The following is a 19,110-nucleotide window of genomic DNA, read 5'->3' as shown; positions in this document are numbered from 1 at the left end:
AACCCCCATTCTGAACTCATTACCGCCTTTCCATAATCTATAGTATCTTCTTTAGTCAGACTTCCCCAAGGTACTCTGCAGGGATCTCCGTTTCAATAAGCTTCCCGTCAAACCGAACTTCATATGCAAACTTTCCAGTGTGAGAGCTTACTATCTTGAATAGTCTGTCATCGAGATAATGTAATGCAACTCCATCTTCTGCTGCCATTCCAGGCTGCAGCCTGCCCGAAGCAATAAGCTCCTGATACACCGGACGCCTATCCGGCTCAGAATCGTAATGGGGGCAGTTGCTTCCCTTAAGGAATCCAAGGCACTCAAGAGGTTCAAGACTGTCACCGTATGAATCTGTAAGCCCCTGCTCGAACCAGCAGATTGAGCCTGCGCTGATTCCCGCAAGAACCATACCTTTTTCCCAGGCTTTTCTCATTACCTTGTCCAATCCCCATTCCTTCCACAGGACCATGAGGTTCTTAGTGCTGCCTCCACCCACATAAATGATGTCCTTTTCAAGCACGAAGGCTTCGATGTCCCTTGATGGCGGCTTGAACAGAGACAAATGCGAAGGCTGGCATTCCATTTTATTGAAGAAATCATAGAACCAGGAGATGCAGATGTCTGAATCTCCACTTGCAGTCGGAACATAGCATATCTTCGGATTTTCTTTTCCACTGCACCCTAAAATGTACCGGTCAATAAGCTCATTCTCCGGTTCAGTGGAGAATCCCCCGCCACCGAGGGCAATGATCTGCTTCATTCCGTCACCTCCTCGAATCTTTTCACTCTATATCCATATTAAGTTCTTACATATCTATATAGCAATACTGTTTCAACGCTTTTACCAACAAAAGATGATTATTTCACGGGCATCTACATACTGAAACCACATGATTTCTCTTTGCAGGGACAAAGGCCGATATGATAACATGGATTGAATAAGTTAAATAGACAATTTACGAGGTACCAAATGATTACAATAGAAAAGAATCCTGAAACCAAATCAGCGATCAGTGCCATCATGCAGTCAATGTTTGACCAGCGGAACTACCTTGCTGATATCCTTGAATACCTTGAGAAGCCGCTGACTCCGGGCATGGAAAGGCAGGTAGAGGGTATCCTCAAAAAATATGGGATGCACGGCGGAAGCCTGGCACTGGATGAAAGGATACTGACTGATAACCCATACTTTCGAAATATCAGTTTCGACAAGGTCGATTTCCCGACAGTAAAGTATTCCAAAGATGTCATTCCCAAAAGGACACTTATGAACACGGACTTCAACAGGCAGCTCGGAAAATATCTTTTCCATTACCATCCAGTCGGATACTTCAACATTGATCTGGCGATGCCATCACTTAAGGAAGGCAATATAACCTGGATGTCCCCGGCTCCCAGTGAGATCATAAGCATGGCGGAAGGTATAGAGAAAGGCTCAGGCAAATGCCTTACCATGGGGCTTGGAATAGGCTTTCTGCCCTACATGTGGCTCCTGAAGGATAGCGTGGAAAGTGTCACTGTAATTGAACACAATAAGGACGTGATCGACCTTTTCAACAAGGTCATCCGACCTCAGTTCAATACAGTCAAGAACCTTGAGATAATCCACGGGGATGCCTATGAGTACTTCAACGAGGAGTACCTCAGAGGATTTGATTATGCCTATATCGATTTCTGGGAATCAAACGAAGACGGGCTTGATGACTACATAAGGCTTATGGAGAAGAAAGTTGATCTTCCACATGTTGACTATTGGATCGAAGGGTCGATTCTCTCGCTGGTAAAGCAGATAGTCGCGCTTTATCTCATCACTCTTTATCAGGGTAGGAGCATCACCGACTTCATAACATCCCTTGACGATGACAACAGAAGATTGGCCAGGAAGGCAAACAAATTCTTCAAGAGGAGAACTGATGTCATCTCAACCGAGGAGGAGCTTCTTCACCTGATCCATGACAGGAACGTTCTAAGAGATATGCTCTCTGTTCCGGTTTCCATGTGACAGACCTTTACCATGATATGTCCATTTGTATGGATTTCATTTGATAAGAGCGGTCAAAGATCTTTATTGATCCATGACCGCTCTTATTATTGTTCCGGCTGTTATTGATGCTTCCTACATCCACCTTGCATCGTTCTCCACAAGGTCCTTTATCCTGCATTCGGCCAGCTTCCTGACAGTTTCGGCAGGAATTGGCTTATCATAAGGTATCTGAAGTGCGCAGTCTGTTACCTTTTGTGATATAAGCTCATCCCTGCATTCGCTTATCACTGAAGGTGTGGGACAGAAGTTCATATGTTTCTTGTATGCAGCTACTGTGAAGAGTATCCTGTCATACGAGAATGCCGGGGTCCCCCATTTAAGCGATATGCTGGCCTCAGGGGCTGTTTCCGAAAGGATCGCCATCATCTCCATGAAATGTCTCCTGGCATTTTCAGGCAGGGCTTCAACATATTCTTCAACAGTCTTGGGTTTGTCGGCCATATGGATCTCTCCTTTACAAGCTTCTAAATGACAAGCTCATGAATGGCTTCGAATGCAAGTCCTTGCTCCTTTATGAATCGAAGCAAAGTTTCCTTGTTCTCCGGAGCATCTTTCCAGGCAAGTCCGCATCCTGCCGTTATGGATGTCGGAACCGGGATCAGCCTTCCATTGAAGCCTGCAGCCTTTGCGGAGTCCTCAAAAGCCATCGCTTCGGTGGTTGCGTGGAATGTGATCACACATTGCAGCTCCTTGACCCTCATCTTGCTTCCTCCCCGATGGTCCTTAAGGCATCAATAGCTGCCTTGACTTCCTCCATGGTATTGAAATGGGAGAAGCTGAACCTTACCATTCCCTGCTTTTCCGTTCCGAATGTCCTGTGTACAAGCGGTGCACAATGGGCACCGGCACGTACGGCAATGCCGAACCTTTCATAAAGCTCATCGGCAAGCTCTCCTGCATCCATATCCCTGATATTAAGGGAAACCACAGGGGTCCTGTTTCCATCACTAAAATCACCATATAGTACAAGCCCTTCGATGTCCATTATCCCATCAATGAAGGCTTTCGAAAGCGCTGTAGCCTCTCTATGCATCCTGTCCTGTCCGTAGCTCCTGATATAGCCGCAAGATGCCAGGAGTCCAGCCAGACCATGTACATTTAAAGTACCAGCCTCAAGATTTTCGGGGAGGACTGATGGCATGTTCTTCGCAAAGCTATCCATTCCTGTCCCGCCGTATATCAGTGGTTCAGGGAGCACACCTTCCGCAAGGCAAAGCGCACCTGTACCCTGAGGGCCGAGAAGGCTCTTGTGTCCTGAAAGGCACAGGGCTGAGATATGGCTCCTAACCATATCTATTGGCAAAAGACCTGCAGTCTGGGCGGCATCAACTATGAAAAGAAGCCTGTGACGCCTGCAAAGATCCCCGATTGCCTGTATGTCCGTGACATTTCCGGTGACGTTTGAACCATGTGCCATGATGATCGCTTTGGTGTCCGGCCTTATCGCCGCCTCAAAGAGTCCGGGGTCTACCCTTCCTCTGCTGTCGGCAGGAAGAATATCAAGCCTTATTCCCTTTGTCTCCATATGGTAAAGCGGCCGAAGCACGCTGTTGTGCTCCATGGCTGTGGTTATGCATCGGTCTCCTGGAGAAAGCAGCCCCTGAATGGCAATGTTCAGGCTTTCCGTTGCATTGGAGGTGAATACTACCCTTGAAGGGTCAGTCACATTGAAAATCTCTGAGATCGCCGCCCTGGTCCTGAACACGATCCGGCTTGCCTCGAGTGATGCACCGTGTGCTCCCCTTCCGCTGCTCCCGGTACCCTGGAGCGCATTGAATACGGCCTCTGCCACTTCAGGCGGCTTGTGGTATGTGGTCGCTGCGTTGTCAAGATAAATCATGAGTGTCCCTTCTTCCGGTTCTTTTCCTGATAATATGCCTGTCAGACCATTATCGGATCTTATGGTTTCACGATTTTTGCTGCCTTCATCTGCTTTTCTGCAATGACATACATGTTGGTGACTGATCCTACACCAAGCTTTTCAGTGATGCCATAGAAGTTCAGGCAGGTGCCGCAGGTGAGTATCTCAACACCCTGGGACTCCAGAAGCTTCAGGTCCGGCAGCGAATCAGAGCCATGCACTGAGAGCTTCGCGCCATTGTTATACAATAGGATTGTTTTCGGTAGGATGTCCTGCTCGGTGAGTGCGTATATGAATCCTTTCATTAAGGTACGCCCAAGCTTCTCGTCACCTTCGCCCATCTTGTCTGAAGAGAGCACAACTACCGTGTTTCCCCTTATCCCGTCAGGAATGCACTCAGCTGCTTCCACGATGTCTTCAGCTTCAGGTGCTGTCTCAGTCATCGTAAGTGTCACTACATATTCTGACTCATCGACCTTAATTGAAGATACCGGTATGTTCTTCTGGCTTGCCATCTTGCTCAGGTTCTGCACGGCAACATAGTTGTCTACCGTTACCACAACAGTATCCCCTGAAGCCATACCGGCAAGCAGCTTCTTTGTTTCGACCACAGGAATGGGGCAGGCCTTTCCTCTGGCATCAAGTTCCTTTTTCATATTGCCTCCTCTATTTCACGATTATCCTTTTGTCCTCTGACCCTGTTATCTTTCCAACTATTCCGCAGGGCATGCCCAATGCTTCAATTTCAGAAATGGCGGCTCTGGCATCTTCACTGGAAAGACTCACAAGAAGTCCACCAGAGGTCTGCGGGTCGAAAAGTATCTCTTCCATGGCGAAAGGCACATCCTTGAACAATACCCTGTCGCCTATATGGTTTCGGTTCTTCTGGCCTGCTGATGTGATGTAGAACTCATTTGCGTAATGAACCGCTTCACGAATGTATGGGACCTCGATGCTGTCAATCTCCGCCCCGTATTTGTCCCCTACCATCTCCATTAGATGTCCAAGGAATCCGAATCCTGTGATATCCGTGCAGGCATGTACATCATACTTTCTGAAGACCTCAGCAGCATACTTGTTTAGCGTGGTCATGGAACGGATCGCCTTTTCCATGGCCTCCTCTGAGCTCTCGCCGATCCTGTCAGCCGTGCAGACTATTCCAACTCCAAGGGGTTTTGTCAGTATCAGGAGGTCTCCTTCCCTGCAGGTATTGTTCCTGAATATCCTGTCCGGGTGAACTATTCCAGTTACCGATAATCCATACTTTACGTCAGTGTCATTTATCGAGTGTCCCCCGGCAAGTGACCCTCCGGCCTCCATTACCTTTTCGCTTCCACCCTGGAGTATCTTCCCAAGAATGTTCAGGTCCATCGTCTCCGGGAAGCAGACAATATTCAGGGCAGTCTTTACCTCACCACCCATGGCATAGACATCTGATAAGGCATTTGCAGCTGCAATCTGCCCGAAGGTGTAGGGGTCCTCAACCATCGGAGGGAAAAAGTCCAGTGTCTGCACAAAGGCAATGTCATCTGTCAGCCTGTATACGGCAGCATCATCTGAGCTTTCAAAGCCTACTATCAGATTGGCATCAGTTGGCCTTGGCAATTTGCCAAGTACGGACTCAAGTATTCCTGCTCCAAGCTTTGCCGTGCAGCCTCCACCCTTGCAGAATAATATCTCTTCCTTCATATAAAACTCATCATCCTTTGATTTGCGCCGCATCAATACTAAACAATTATGTTCAGGCGCTATTTCACTTCCTATTATAGCTTATTCATAGGAATCGCGGAGCATATAATCTTCTGGTTTCACCATTGGCGGCATTTCAAATAACCAGGGGAAGTATTCATGACAGGGAACCTGAATCCTGACTGGTATGGCACATGGTTCCTGTCGCAGTCTGAGCCACTTTGCTAAGGAAACAGAGATAAAGAAAATACCGCCAACTGTATATGCAGCGGCGGTATTATTTGGTTATTCGACGTCCGTACGAGCCCTTCCTTTACCGGTAAGTGCCATTGAGTTGAAGATTCCGACCAGCTTTCCAACAAGGAGGGCGGATAGCACCGTACCTTCCCTGACTCCAAGGATGCGGCCAGCAAATACGAGCGATACGGCAGCCGAGATGATGACCACGGAAGTGTCGAAAATCATCTTCACCTTGTGGAAGGAAATCCCGGTCAGCTGGGATATCGCAATCATCACGCCTTCTGCCGGCATCGGCATGAGGTCAGCGCCCATGTACAGAGTGACGCCTATGGCCACCAGGACTATGCTCATGGCAAGGTACGCCATCTGGAGCGGATAGAATTCCGCAACCGGGAATGTGAGCATTTTGTTGCTGAAGCTTACGAAATAGCCGAATATTGTCGAGAACACTATCTGCAGCAGGTATTGAGGTTTGAACTTCCTTCTAAGAAGCACCAGCTGAAGCAGAACATAAATGGAGAATATTACTGTTATTACCTTTCCCTGGTCGATTCCCATTATAACGCTGAGCACATAGCCGATTGAATTGACAGGCGATATGCCAAGGTTCGATTTTATCGAAAATGTGACTCCGACAGCAAGGAAGAGGAGTCCCAGGCAATACTTCGGGATTTTAACCAACAGCTTCATGAGCATTGTTTGTCGAGTTCATCGATTATCGCAGGGATTACCTTGAACAGGTCTCCAACTATGCCATAATCGGCAACTTCGAATATCGGTGCATTTTCAGCTGTGTTTATCGCGATGATCTGCTCTGAATTCTGCATACCTGCGATGTGCTGTATCGCTCCTGATATTCCGCAGGCGATGTATATCTTTGGCTTGACTGTGGTTCCTGTCTGTCCTACCTGGTAGGCATGGTCCATCCAGCCGGCATCGACCGCAGCCCTTGATGCCGCTACGACTCCGCCAAGCCTGTGGGAAAGCTGTCTCAGGAGTTCGAAGCCCTCAGGCCCCTTCATTCCCTTGCCGCCTGAAACGATTATCTCCGCATCGGTCAGGGATACCATTTCCTTGAGGTGCTTAACAACATCTACAACCTTAGTCCTTATGTCTCCTTCGGAGAATGAAACTGACAGTTTTACCGTCTCTCCCTTTCTTCCGGGAACCTTTGCAGCCTTGTCCATGACGCCAGGCCTTACGGTTGACATCTGTGGGCGATGGTTAGGGCATACTATGGTTGCCATAAGGTTTCCGCCGAATGCCGGACGGGTCTGCTTAATCTTCTTGTCATCAGGATCTATCTCAAGCTTTGTGCAGTCTGCAGTAAGGCCTGTGTTGGCTTTGACCGCAAGGCATGGTCCAAGGTCCCTTCCTATATGGGTTGCGCCAAGGAGCACGATCTCCGGCTTGTATTTGCCTATGGCTTCGAAAATGACCTTTGTGTATCCATCCGTAGTGTACTTTTCAAGCTCCGGTGAATCAGCAACATATACCTTGTCAGCACCGTACTCGAAAAGCTCGTCAGCAAGGTTTCCAATACCGGATCCACACACTACAGCTGACAGCTCACATCCGATCTCTGCTGCAAGCTTCTTGCCTTCGCCAAGCAGCTCGATGACAACTGGCATTATCTTCTTGTCCCTCTGCTCTGCGAACACCCAGATTCCGCTGTATTCTGAAAGGTCGGTAGTTACCTTCTCTTCCTCAATCTTCTCTATGGCCTTGAACGGGCATTTGTCTACGCATACGCCGCAGCTTGTGCAGGCCACGCCTATGACGGCAAGCTTTCCTGACATTGTTATCGCACCAAAAGGACAGTTCTTTACGCATATGGTGCAGCCCTTGCATTTCTCGTTAATTATGTTTACAGACATGTTATCTCAGTCCTTTCAATTTAGATGTAATGTTTCTGCTTAAGCCTGGTGACAAGATCCCCAGCCATGACCTGAATTGTTCCGCCCAGCATCTCTCCCTTTCCCTTAGGAGGAGGAGTGAATGAACGGAATACCTGTGTCGGTGAAGCGCTGAGTCCGCAGCAGGCTGGGTCAAGTTCAACATCCTTGTGGCCCCAGACCTCTATCTTCTTCTGGTATGCGTTCATTACTCCGCCTACCGACATGTACCTTGGCACATTGAGCTCCTTGACAGCAGTCAGAACGCAAGGCGTCTTGACCTCTACGACCTCGTAGCCGTCCTCCATCTGCCTGTGTACGACAGCCTTGTCCTTTTCCAGGCTTACAAGCTTCTCCACATAAGTCACCACCGGAAGGTCCAGCCTCTGTGCAAGCTGAGGTCCTACCTGCGCCGTGTCTCCGTCAATTGCCTGTCTTCCGGCAAATATGATGTCAACATCCTTTACCTTCCTGACTCCAGCCGCAAGGGTGGTCGAGGTAGCACAGGTGTCGGCTCCGCCGAATGCCCTGTCGCTAAGAAGATATGCTTCATCAGCGCCCATTGCGAGGCACTCCCTCAGCATATATGTTGCCTGAGGCGGTCCCATGGTAAGGACGGCGACAGTCGTGTCAGCCATGGTATCCTTCAGGGCTAGAGCTGCCTCAAGTGCATTGGCATCATCCGGATTAAGTATGCTCGGGACTCCGTCCCTTATCAGTGTGCCCTTGACCGGGTCTATCTTTACTTCGTTCGTATCAGGAACCTGTTTTACGCAAACCAGAATCTTCATTGTAAATTACCTCCCCTTACTTCTTCAGCAGGGTGCCAGCTATTACCATCTGCTGTACCTGCGAAGTGCCTTCATATATTGTGAATATCCTTGCATCCCTGTAGTACCTCTCAACCTTGTACTCCTTGATGAAGCCGTAACCTCCGTGTATCTGCACTGCCTTGGCGCAAATCTCGTTGCAGACCTCAGATGCGTAGTACTTCGCCATGGAAGCGCTCTGTCCTGATGGCTGTTTTGTATCCATAAGGTATGCTGTCTTGTAGACAAGCTGCTTGGCTGCCTCGAGCTTCGTCGCCATGTCAGCGATCATGAAGCTTATGGACTGGAAATCAGCTATCCTTCTTCCGAACTGCTTCCTCTCCTTGGCATACTTTATCGCCTCATCGAGGGCTCCCTGGGCAACTCCTATGGATTGTGCCGCAACTCCCATTCTTCCTGTGTCGAGGGTCTTCATTGCGTTTGTGAATCCCTTGCCTTCTTCGCCAAGCAGGTCATCCTTGTGCACCCTTACGTTCTCAAGTATGATATCGCTTGTTGCGCAGCCTATGAGGCCCATCTTGTGCTCGGCTTTTCCGCAGGAGACGCCTTCAAGAGTCATGTCGACTATGAACGCTGATATTCCCTTCGTACCCTTTGTAAGGTCGGTCTTAGCGTAGATTATGGCGTAATCCGCCAGAGGCGCCATCGTTATGAAGGTCTTCCTGCCGTTAAGGATATAGTAGTCGCCATCCTTCACTGCAGTACTTGTCATTCCGCCAGCATCAGATCCGGCACCAGGCTCTGTAAGTCCGAAGGCCAGTATCTTCTCCCCTGTCACTACAGGTCTCAGATATTTCTCCTTCTGCTCGTCAGTTCCTGCAAGAAGCAGCGGGCCGCCTGACAGAGAGTTCGGTGATGAGACATAAAGGCTGGCAACTGCGCTTACCCTTGCTACCTCCTCCATGACTATTGCGTAGGACCTGGCGTCTGCGCCCTGACCACCCACTTCCCTTGGGATCTTGATACCGAAAAATCCGGCTTTTCCCATCTTGTCCAGGATTTCCTTTGGAAACACACCGGACTCCTCAACCTTGTCAAGTACGTCGTTTGTAAGCTCCTTCTCGGCGAAATCCTTCGCAAGCTTTCTTATGAGCTCATGCTGTTCAGTAAAAAACATTTCATTTCCTCCTCAATCTCTTTTCAGTATGTATTGCTCTGTCATCTAGTTTCTTTATGGTCTGTGCTTTAGTTTCTACAGCTTAAGCCCGCCCCAGTCTTCACAGAACAGGCTGCTGTCCATAAGCTTAAGGTCCTCTGCTATTTCCGGAATGAACTCCATCTGGCCTATGATGTCCTTTTCCAGGTCCACACCGGGAGCGATCTCGGTTACTGTCATCTTTCCGCTTATCAGCCTGAAGACGCAGCGTTCTGTCACATACAGTATCTCCTGCCCGCTTCTTGCTCCATACTCCCCGCTGAAGGTCACCTGCTCAACTTCCTTAAGGAACTTCATTCCCTTTCCTGGTTCATGGACCACAAGTTTTCCATCCGCGACTTCCATCCTGCATTTCGCTGTGAAGGTCCCTGCGAACACTACCTTCTTGGAACTCTGCGAAATGTTTATGAATCCTCCTGGACCGGTAAGCCTGTCCCCGAATCCCGGAATGAAGAACTTGCTTACATTGATGTTCCCATGCCGGTCGGATTGCGCCAGGCCAAGTATTGCGACATCAATTCCTCCTCCGTCGTAGAAATCGAACATGTAGCCATGGTCAATGTTCGCCTCGGCGTTATACGAGCTTCCGAAGTTCGGCTGGCTGGCTGGGACTCCTCCGAAAGCTCCGCTCTCTGTAGTCAGGACTATGTCCCCTATGTGCCCTTCTTCAGCCATGACGCTTGCCACATCGGCGGGAATGCCAACTCCCAGGTTGACTATGTCACCTTTCTTCAGTTCTGCTGCGCATCGCCTGGCGATCACTTTCCTCTCGGAAAGCGGCACCACAGGGATACCGTCCAGCGGCTTCCTGATGTTTCCTGCGAATGCCGGCTCATAGTATGTTCCCTCAGTCTGCCAGCAGGCTCTCTTGTCAGTTGCAACCACCACATAATCCACGAGGGCTCCGGGTATCTTCACACTCTTCGGATGAAGGGTCCCCTTGGCAGCCTCGTACTCAACCTGGACTATCACTATTCCGCCGCTGTTCTTGGCAGCCTGAGCAACCACCAGACCTTCGTTTATCGGGCCTTCATTCTCAAAGGTGATGTTCCCGTTCCTGTCCGCTGTCGTTCCCCTGAGTATTGCAACGTCAAGGGGAAAGGATTTGTAGAACAGGTACTCTTCTCCATGAAGGTTTACAACCTCAACCAGGTCTTCAGTGGTTACCTTGTTCATCTTGCCGCCTTCCATGCGGGGATCGACAAAGGTACCAAGTCCTATCTTTGTCATAAGTCCCGGCCTGTGCGCCGCTATTTCTCTCCACAGGTTGACGATCACTCCCTGTGGAAGGCAATGGCATGCTATCTTGTTTGCCCTGACAAGGTCATTCATGGCAAATGCAGACCCGATATGTGCAGCCGACCACTTTGATACAAGGCCTTCCACGCCGAACCTTGTCATGCCTCTCTCTTTCCAATCTCCCAGTGCGCTGCCCTGCTTCATCGAGAGGCATTTGGGATGGCCCGTTGCTTTATAGTTCTCTGCAATTGCCACCGCCACTTCCTCAGGCCACCCTGAGAGGCCCATTCCCGCGACGCCGACAGTCGCATTGTCCGGTATGAGCTTTGCAGCTTCCACCGCAGTTATGAATTCAACCATGACTCTCTTCACTCCCACAAACTTCTTATCGTTAATTTCATAACAATAGTATAACATGTTAATTTAATCACGTAAATATTTACATGTTTGAATTTACGCCTTTTTCTAAAATTTTCACAAACATATTTTTGGATATGCTGACCATTTTATGCTTACATAGATGTTCAGTTTTTATTTTTGTTATGGTATGATTGCTTCAATATGTAGGAGGTAACATGTATGCGAACACTTAAATATGCAATACTTGGACTTATCAACCGGGAGCCCATGACAGGGTACGACATAACCAAGGAATTCAACTCAAATGTCCTCGCCAACTTCTGGTATGCAAACCACAGCCAGGTATATCCCGAGCTCAGCAAGCTCATCGATGAGGGCTCCATAAGCTTCGAGGTAGTGATCCAGGGTGAAAAGCTGGAGAAGAAGCTGTACACGATAACCGAAAAGGGCAGACAGGAGCTGATGAAGTGGCTTATCAAGGATGATCCGCTTGAAGCCACACCCAAGGACATATTCCGTCTCAGGGCATATTTCTCTGAGTTCCTGGACCTTGACGAGCTTTCAGGCATCGTCGCTTCGCAGAAGAAGAAGCACCAGAAGAAGCTTGAGTCCCTGTCAAGGATCATGGACGGAGCCTATCCGGTTCCACCATCAGTGAAGACCAGGGAATTCGGCGACTTCATAGTCCTCGAGGGTGCCATCATGCGCGAGAAGTACTACATCAGCTGGCTTGACGACTATCTCTCGCATATTTCAAGGGCATAATCTGAAAAAGGAAGGCACGGGTTCTACACCGTGCCTTCTCTTCTTTACCAACGGTCAGAGGTTTACTTGAGTATCTTTACAGTAGCCTCACCATCAATTACGATGACGCCATCCTGGTTTACAGCGTAGTTGTGGACCTTGAGTATCTTCTTCTCTTCGATCTTCTCAGCGACTTCAACGAAAGCTGTGATAGTGTCTCCCATCCTTGTTGGTGCCTTGAATTTCTGTGTATGTCCCATGTATACCGATGCTCCTCCGAAGAAAGGTGCTCCGGCAGGTCCGAAAAGGCTCTCTACAAGCATTCCATGGCAGATCCTTGATTTGAATACTGTTGTCTTTGCGTACTCGTCGTTCATATGGAGAGGATTGAAGTCACCGCTTATACCTGCGAACAGTATTACATCTGTCTCTGTTATGGTCTTTGTGAAGGAGTTCTTGTCTCCTACCTTGAAATCGTCAAAGCTCTTCATTTCATATGCCATTTTTTTATTCCTCCAAATTTCATTTTTATTCTTGTATCAGTATTAGCTGCAGTAGGTTCCGCCATTGACATTGAGTGTAGCTCCGTTTATGAATCCTGCTTCGCCTGACGCAAGGAAAGCCACTGCTCCAGCGAGCTCCTTAGGGTCTCCGCCTCTTCCTACAGGTATCTGGGCGATGAGGTTATCGATTATCTCCTGCTTCATGGAGAGTGTCATTTCTGTCATCATGAATCCAGGTGCTATTGCGTTGCAGGTTACACCCTTCTTTCCGAACTCCTTGCTCCAGGTCTTGGTCATTCCGATCACTCCGGCCTTTGCTGCGCCGTAGTTGGTCTGACCGAAGTTTCCTGCAACTCCTGTAAGTGAGCTTATGTTTATGACTCTTCCGTACTTTCTTTCGAACATATACTTGACAGCTTCCTGGGTGCAGATGAACATGGACTTCATGTTTGTGTTGATTACAAGGTCGAACTGGTCGTCTGTCATCTTGAGGAATGATGCATCCCTTGTGATTCCTGCGTTGTTGACAAGTACATCTATCTGTCCGTATGTCTCAACGATAGTCTTCATCATGTCTGCAACCTGAGCCCTGTTTGTCACGTCACATGCGATAGCTATTGCTTCTCCGCCTGCAGCTATGATCTCATCCCTTACTACGATGCATGCCTCTTCGTTGATGTCGGTGACTACAACCTTGGCACCTTCCTTAGCGAACCTCTCAACGAAAGCCTTTCCAAGGCCTCTTCCTGATCCTGTTACTACTGCTACCTGATTTTCAAAACGTCTCATTTTAAAATCTCCTTTATTACTAAGCGTTCTTATTGTTTCTATTGATTAGCCGACCTTAATTACTATGGAAGCTCCTATGTCACCGGCTGCACAGCCTGTGAATGCTCCATATCCGCCGCCCTGCTTTGCAAGCAGCTCTACAAGCTCCATTATTGACCTTCCTGCTGTAGGACCCTGTGGATGTCCGTAGATCATTGATGATCCGCCGTTGTTTATTATCTTCTGGTCGATGTTAAGCATCCTTCCAAGGTTTGCATCGTTAACTGCAAACGGATTGTGTGTCTTAACCTGGCTGAGGTCGCTGATCTTTATCCCTGCCCTATTGGCAGCAAGTTCAAGAGCCGGTACCGGTGCAGCTGCCATACGGCCAGCTCCGATCCTGACTATCCCGTATGAAAGGACCTGTACTGTAATGTTCTTGTCTGTGCTGAGTTCCTTTGCCTTGTCCCTTGTCGTGACTATAAGTCCGCAGTTTCCGTCAGCCGGGTGAGTCTGGCTTCCGTATGAAAGCACTCCGCCCTCTTCGATCGGCTTGAGCTTTGCAAGCTCCTCCGCTGTTACAGGCCTTACTCCCTCATCCTCTGAGATATATCTGACATCCCTTTTGCTTTCCCTTACTTCAACAGGGAACATGTACTTCTTCTGGAACTCCCTGTCGTTGGCAAGTGCATCAAGGTACTGCTGGTATCTTAGGAGCGCAAGCTCGTCACATTCCTGTTTGGTTATTCCGACTTCCCTGGCTACTGCCTCGGCTGTCTGGTACATCTGCAGTCCTGCTCCCGGCGACGGATCCCTTTTGAAGTTGTCAAGGACCACATTCTCTATATCAAGGCTGCCTGTCCTTGGGTTGGGTGCTACAACGATAGGAGTGCTGGAGCATCTATCGGTCGAGAGGCAGAATACAGAATCAAAATTTCCAAGCTCGATGTCATTTGCTGCGAGTCCCAGAGTAGTAGTTGAAGTAGCGCATACCTGGTTCATTGAAAGCGCAGGTATGTTCTTCTTCCTGTCGAGGATGACCGCTGCAGCATATGCATGTCCGTAGAAGGACAATGGATTTACAACTGTTGATCCCATGTACAGGAAGTCCAGTACCGTCGGGTCAAGCTTCTTGTCGGCAAACCAGCGTTTCGCTGTTTCCGCACTGAGTACTATAGGATTTTCAGACTTGAGTGATCCGTTCCATCTTACGAACGGTGTCGAGTAATATCCTCCATAGGGTATGAATGCTTTGGTAAATGCCATTTCCTTGTCTCCTTTTCTCTGTTATCTATATAGTTCTTTTACCTACCTGTTAAACCCTTAAAGTGACTGTTCAGGTTTCTCTATAATCATTCTTGTCTTTTCTGACTGCTATACTATGCTCTTCAGGCTGCCCCAGGTCTTATTGAATATCTCAGGATCCATTGTCTTCAGGTCCTTGCTCACAAGAGGCCTGAATTCCATGTTTGCCAGTATATCCTTTTCAACGTCAATCCCTGGTGCAACTTCAATCAGCTCCATTCCATCCTTTGTAAGCTGTAATACGCATCTTTCTGTCACATAGAGGACTGTCTTGTTGTTTGCCGCTGCTGTCTTTCCGCTGAAGGTGATCTGGTCGACCTTCTTCATGAATTTCTTTTCTGTGCCTTCCTCGACGATGATGAGTTTTCCATCCTCCACTCTGGTCTTGGCACCGACCATGAAGCTTCCGCAGAATACAACCTTCTTCGACGCCTGCGATATGTTTATGAATCCGCCCGGTCCCATGAACTTCGGACCGAACTTGCTCACATTCAGGTTGCCGTCCTCATCGACCTGGGCAAGTCCCAGGACTGCAAGGTCCAATCCGCCGCCATCGTAGAAGTCAAACATCTGGTTGTGGAGGATTATTGCCTCCGAATTGTATACCGCACCGAAATCGGGCTTTGCTGCAGGTACTCCGCCGAAGCTTCCACCTTCCACAGTCAGAGTGATCTTATCTATGCAATCTTCCTCTGCTGCTATGGAAGCCACGTTGGCGGGCATTCCCACTCCAAGGTTCACTATCATGCCGCTCTTGAGCTCCCTGGCGCATCTTCTTGCGACGATCTTCTTTTCATCCAAGGCTAGTACCGGCATTGATCCTGTCGGAACAAGATGCTCACCCGAAAATGCCGGGCTGTAGTATCTTCCTTCGGTCTGCCATGATGCCTCCTCTTTAGTCGCTACGACAACGTAGTCGACAAGAGCTCCCGGAATCATGACATCCTTTGGCTTGATCGCTCCATTCTTTACCTTGTATTCAACCTGGACTATGACTATTCCTCCGGTGTTTCTCGTCGCTGCTGCAAGCGAGTAGCCCTCGTTGAGGAACATCTCCTTTTCCATGCTGACATTTCCCTTTTCATCAGCTGTGGTTCCCCTCAGTATGCATACGTTCACGGGGAAGCTTGGGAAGAAAAGGTAGTCTTCATTGTCGATGTTGAGCATCCTTACTATGTCTTCCGACTGCCTGGCTGCCTCATTCATTTTGCCGCCTTCAACTCTCGGGTCTATGTAGGTTCCAATGCCGACCTTTGTGATCAGTCCCGGTCTGTGGGCTGCAATCTCTCTCCAAAGGTTGATTATTACTCCCTGGGGTAGAGCGTATGTTGCGATCTCCTCTTCAAGTGCCAGCTGGCACATTTTCGTCGAACCGCCTATATGTGCACCTGTCCAGCTTCTTACCATGCCCTTGATGCCGAACCTTGTGGTTCCTCTCTGTTTCCAGTCTCCGGTATGGCATGCCTGCTTGATCTTCAGGTTTGCAGGATGACCTTCCTCTTTGTATCTGTCTGCCATCGCTTCCCCGATCTCATCAGGCCAGCCTGCGAGACCCTGTGCTGCTATACCTACTGTGTCGAAGTCGTTTACCAGAAGCGCAGCTTCCTTTGCTGTAATATACTTAGCCAACTATGTTTCCCCCCTTTAGTCTTGTCTTCATCATATATCCACTTTCTAATCCTGTATAATACCGGTGTCTTATTGCCAGCTATCAGAAAAATCTATACCTTCAGTGTCCCGATGACCATTTTCTTAAGCTCACCTGTGTTCACCTTGCCAGTCCGTCCGATTGGAAATTCGCTGAAGTACTCGATAATCTCAGGTATCTTGAATTGTGCAAGATGCTTCCTCATATGGTTTATGAGGAGCTGCTCGTTGATGCGCCAGCCCTTCCTGAGTATGATACAGGCGACTACCTTTTCCTGAATGACCTCTGCAGGCACTCCGATCACCTTCACATCTTCTATTCCCGGATAGTTCCTGATGCAGTTCTCTACCTCAACCGGTGATATGTTCTCACCGCATCTTATGATGAGTTCCTTCACTCGCCCTGTTATATGCAGGTTTCCGTCTTCATCCAGCATCCCAAGGTCTCCTGTCTTCATCCATCCATCTTCTGTAAATGTCTTTTCAGTTTCATCCTTCATCCTGTAGTACCCCTTCATTGCATTGAAGCCTTTGATCTCAATCTCCCCGGAAATCCCTGACAGCCCATCAGCTCCACTGATCCTAAGGCTGGTTCCCTCGATCGGCTTCCCAACATGGTGCGATTTGCGCTCAAGGCTTTCATCGAAACCAGAGAAGGTTATCCCGGCTGTCGCTTCTGTCTGGCCATATGACATCTGCAGGTGAGGTATTGAAAAGTTTCTGCTTATCTCCATGAACTCATTTGGGGATACATAAGACCCCGCAACCGTCCCGGTAATGAGCGAGCTGATCTTGTAGTTCATCCTGTTTTCGTGTCTCATCATGGCGAGGAACATTGTCGTGACTCCGTTGAACACGGTGCATCTGTTCTTTTCAATGCATTCAAGGACATCTGCCGACCTGAAGGATTCAAGTAAATAAATAGTCCCTCCTGCTGTAAGTCCCGCAAGCAGGTCCACTGAAAGCCCGTAGCAATGATAAAGCGGAAGCACGGAGCATATCCTTGTTTCCGGTCCCAGCCTCATATGCCTCGCTGCCTCAGCAGCCGCTGTCAGCATCTGGTATCCGCTGGTAAGGACACCCTTTGGCTTGGCTATAGTACCCGATGTGAAAATGAGGTTCACAGGGTCCTCCTGTTCAACTGACGCTTTCCTTCCTCTCAGGTATTCAGCCTCCAGCTCGCCTGGCTCCTTGTACATCATCAGCAGATGTCCAAGATCATGGCCAATGTGGAATATCCGCTTCAGATTAGGGGCTGACTCCCTGTTTATCTTGTCCAGGCATACTTTGAATTCTGCCTTTTCAGCCCTGTCCCCACATGTCAGGTATGTCACATCAGCATAATTGAGTGCATTTGCGAGCTCCTCACCTGTAAGGTGGGTATTGAGCAGTACTGCTATTGCCCCAATCTTGCAGAGAGCGAGATAATGTATCACCCACTCAGCTGAATTTGATGCCAGAAGCCCAACATGGGTACCTTTGCTTATTCCGTTTCCAAGGTAGAAAAGCATTATCCTGTCCGAAAGGAGGTCAAGGTCCCTGTATGTAAGCTCATCAGCTCTGAATACTAGTGCAGTCTTGTCTCCATATTTTCTTGCAAGCTTTTCTGTGAATTCACCAAATGTAGTACCCATAGTTCACCTTCACCAATCGTCATATTGACTTCTCAGGTCCAATTCTATTGATGAAGACAAGGTCTGTCTAATACTGAAAATCTATTACTGCGTATAACCATTTTTTATTTTACATGTGAATGTTTACATGTTATAATTGACATGTCTACATGTATGCCTACATGGATTTCAGGTGGTGTAAAAAATGGAAATAAGGCAATTGAAGTATTTTTTGGAGATCGCACAGGTCAGGAACTATTCCATGGCCGCTGAAAGGTTGTATGTTTCCCAACCTGCACTTAGCAGCTCCATCAAGCAGCTGGAGCGTGAAATCGGCGAACCGGTATTCATATACAAGAACAAGACACTTTCCCTGACTCCCGCAGGAATGGACCTGCTTGGAAAGACCAAGGAGTTCATGGAAAGTTATCACCATTTTCTGGATTCGTTCCAGAAGACCGGGGAAACCATGTCCGGAAGGATCAGGCTCGGCATAACTCAGCTTCTGGCAAACAGCGAATATATACCGAATCTCGTGAACTTCATCCAGGATTATCCAAACATAAACCTGGCACTCAGGGAAGAAGGTTCAAGCGAGGTACATAACCTGCTTATAAATAACAAGATAGATATCGGCCTGGTAGTCAATCCAACCGAAACACCGGTTATTGGAGTTACCTACCTTCCATCAATAAGAAGCAAGAAGGTGCTTGTCTGCAGGAAAAACCATCCAATAGCCACCCTCAGCAGGATAACCTTCGATTCTATACGGGCAGAGCGATTCGTTGAACTGTCCGAGCGTTTCAGCTTCACATCATCGTTGATTCAGGAGTGCCTTAACTACCATTTCACACCCAACATTCTCCTGAAGTGCACATCCAAGGAGCTTATCCGTTCAACCCTGCTCCACTCAGATATGGTTGCAATACTTCCGGAAATGTTCCTGTCACCGGAAGATTATGCCAGCTTCCACGTAATTCATGTCGATGACAGTGTGGAAGAAGAGATAAAGATAGGCCTGATTTACAAGAAGGGCTATAACTATAAGCCAGGGACAATATTCATGAATTACCTGGAAGAAAGGATGCTTCCTTCAGAAGCAGTCTTATAGCCGTTTAAAAGGATACCAGAGATACGGGAAGTCTCCTGATTGGGGGTTATTATGCAAAATATACATTTGCTTACAAATAATCCGAAATTGTCTTTTTTTGACACGCATACA

The 19,110-nt window shown here is 48.3% G+C and carries 19 protein-coding genes; 3 read left to right on the top strand and 16 right to left on the bottom strand.

The genetic code is table 11. From position 1 onward, the window contains the following. Positions 1-55 precede the first annotated feature (55 nt). On the bottom strand, positions 56-754 hold the full coding sequence (locus T472_RS13020; protein WP_023384664.1) for a Type 1 glutamine amidotransferase-like domain-containing protein: 699 nt from the start codon (positions 752-754) through the stop codon (positions 56-58). 210 nt (positions 755-964) lie between these two features. On the opposite strand from T472_RS13020, the gene T472_RS13015 reads away from it, so the two are divergent. Continuing rightward, a complete protein-coding gene (locus tag T472_RS13015) occupies positions 965-1,996 on the top strand; it encodes a hypothetical protein (protein ID WP_023384662.1) in 1,032 nt (343 codons plus the stop codon). 114 nt (positions 1,997-2,110) lie between these two features. Here the strand turns inward: T472_RS13015 and T472_RS13010 are convergent, their stop codons facing one another. From T472_RS13010 to T472_RS12965, 10 genes are all read right to left on the bottom strand, one after another. Beyond that, positions 2,111-2,479, bottom strand: a complete 369-nt coding sequence (locus tag T472_RS13010) for an iron chaperone (protein WP_023384659.1) — start codon at positions 2,477-2,479, stop codon at positions 2,111-2,113. Positions 2,480-2,502: 23 nt separating this feature from the next. Beyond that, positions 2,503-2,739: a putative Se/S carrier protein gene (locus tag T472_RS13005; RefSeq protein WP_023384657.1), complete on the bottom strand. Its 237-nt coding sequence runs from the start codon at positions 2,737-2,739 to the stop codon at positions 2,503-2,505. Then, on the bottom strand, positions 2,736-3,878 hold the full coding sequence (locus T472_RS13000) for an aminotransferase class V-fold PLP-dependent enzyme (protein WP_023384654.1): 1,143 nt from the start codon (positions 3,876-3,878) through the stop codon (positions 2,736-2,738). The genes T472_RS13005 and T472_RS13000 overlap by 4 nt, the downstream gene beginning before the upstream one ends. 59 nt (positions 3,879-3,937) lie before the next feature. Then, a complete protein-coding gene (gene yedF / locus T472_RS12995) occupies positions 3,938-4,555 on the bottom strand; it encodes a sulfurtransferase-like selenium metabolism protein YedF (RefSeq protein ID WP_023384652.1) in 618 nt (205 codons plus the stop codon). Positions 4,556-4,565: 10 nt separating this feature from the next. Continuing rightward, entirely contained in the window at positions 4,566-5,588 is a 1,023-nt protein-coding gene (selD, locus tag T472_RS12990) for a selenide, water dikinase SelD (protein ID WP_023384649.1), read from the bottom strand. Between the two features lie 285 nt (positions 5,589-5,873). Further along, positions 5,874-6,518 (bottom strand): YczE/YyaS/YitT family protein, encoded by a 645-nt coding sequence (locus T472_RS12985; protein ID WP_052011815.1) that lies wholly within the window; start codon positions 6,516-6,518, stop codon positions 5,874-5,876. After that, positions 6,515-7,705, bottom strand: coding sequence for an electron transfer flavoprotein subunit alpha/FixB family protein (locus T472_RS12980; RefSeq protein ID WP_023384645.1), 1,191 nt, complete (start codon positions 7,703-7,705; stop codon positions 6,515-6,517). Before T472_RS12980 ends, T472_RS12985 begins: the two co-directional genes overlap by 4 nt. A gap of 20 nt (positions 7,706-7,725) precedes the next feature. Then, positions 7,726-8,514, bottom strand: coding sequence for an electron transfer flavoprotein subunit beta (gene etfB / locus T472_RS12975; protein WP_023384642.1), 789 nt, complete (start codon positions 8,512-8,514; stop codon positions 7,726-7,728). Between the two features lie 16 nt (positions 8,515-8,530). Next, positions 8,531-9,670 carry an acyl-CoA dehydrogenase family protein gene (locus T472_RS12970; protein ID WP_023384640.1) on the bottom strand — a complete coding sequence of 380 codons (1,140 nt, stop codon included), beginning with the start codon at positions 9,668-9,670 and terminating at the stop codon, positions 8,531-8,533. Positions 9,671-9,745: 75 nt separating this feature from the next. Beyond that, positions 9,746-11,308, bottom strand: coding sequence for an acyl CoA:acetate/3-ketoacid CoA transferase (locus T472_RS12965; protein ID WP_023384638.1), 1,563 nt, complete (start codon positions 11,306-11,308; stop codon positions 9,746-9,748). A 219-nt stretch (positions 11,309-11,527) separates the two neighbouring features. Between T472_RS12965 and T472_RS12960 the strand changes: the two genes are divergently transcribed. After that, on the top strand, positions 11,528-12,073 hold the full coding sequence (locus tag T472_RS12960) for a PadR family transcriptional regulator (protein ID WP_023384635.1): 546 nt from the start codon (positions 11,528-11,530) through the stop codon (positions 12,071-12,073). A 62-nt stretch (positions 12,074-12,135) separates the two neighbouring features. Here the strand turns inward: T472_RS12960 and T472_RS12955 are convergent, their stop codons facing one another. The 5 genes from T472_RS12955 to T472_RS12935 form a co-directional block, all read right to left on the bottom strand. Continuing rightward, positions 12,136-12,555 carry a MaoC family dehydratase gene (locus tag T472_RS12955; protein ID WP_023384633.1) on the bottom strand — a complete coding sequence of 140 codons (420 nt, stop codon included), beginning with the start codon at positions 12,553-12,555 and terminating at the stop codon, positions 12,136-12,138. A 42-nt stretch (positions 12,556-12,597) separates the two neighbouring features. Next, the gene (locus tag T472_RS12950; RefSeq protein ID WP_023384631.1) at positions 12,598-13,344 is read right to left on the bottom strand and encodes a beta-ketoacyl-ACP reductase; all 747 of its coding nucleotides are present in this window, start codon (positions 13,342-13,344) and stop codon (positions 12,598-12,600) included. 45 nt (positions 13,345-13,389) lie between these two features. Then, positions 13,390-14,589 carry a thiolase family protein gene (locus tag T472_RS12945; protein WP_023863634.1) on the bottom strand — a complete coding sequence of 400 codons (1,200 nt, stop codon included), beginning with the start codon at positions 14,587-14,589 and terminating at the stop codon, positions 13,390-13,392. Positions 14,590-14,697: 108 nt separating this feature from the next. Next, the gene (locus T472_RS12940; protein ID WP_023389209.1) at positions 14,698-16,257 is read right to left on the bottom strand and encodes an acyl CoA:acetate/3-ketoacid CoA transferase; all 1,560 of its coding nucleotides are present in this window, start codon (positions 16,255-16,257) and stop codon (positions 14,698-14,700) included. 92 nt (positions 16,258-16,349) lie between these two features. Next, positions 16,350-17,909 carry a class I adenylate-forming enzyme family protein gene (locus T472_RS12935; RefSeq protein ID WP_023389210.1) on the bottom strand — a complete coding sequence of 520 codons (1,560 nt, stop codon included), beginning with the start codon at positions 17,907-17,909 and terminating at the stop codon, positions 16,350-16,352. A 184-nt stretch (positions 17,910-18,093) separates the two neighbouring features. On the opposite strand from T472_RS12935, the gene T472_RS12930 reads away from it, so the two are divergent. Beyond that, positions 18,094-18,999 (top strand): LysR family transcriptional regulator, encoded by a 906-nt coding sequence (locus T472_RS12930; RefSeq protein ID WP_023389211.1) that lies wholly within the window; start codon positions 18,094-18,096, stop codon positions 18,997-18,999. The last annotated feature ends 111 nt before the right edge of the window (positions 19,000-19,110 follow it).

This window comes from Youngiibacter fragilis 232.1 (genome assembly GCF_000495435.3).
GTDB classification, from domain to species: Bacteria; Bacillota; Clostridia; order Clostridiales; family Clostridiaceae; genus Youngiibacter; species Youngiibacter fragilis.
The sequence above is the reverse complement of the archived record's forward strand: the minus strand, read 5'-3'. Positions and strand labels throughout refer to the sequence as shown.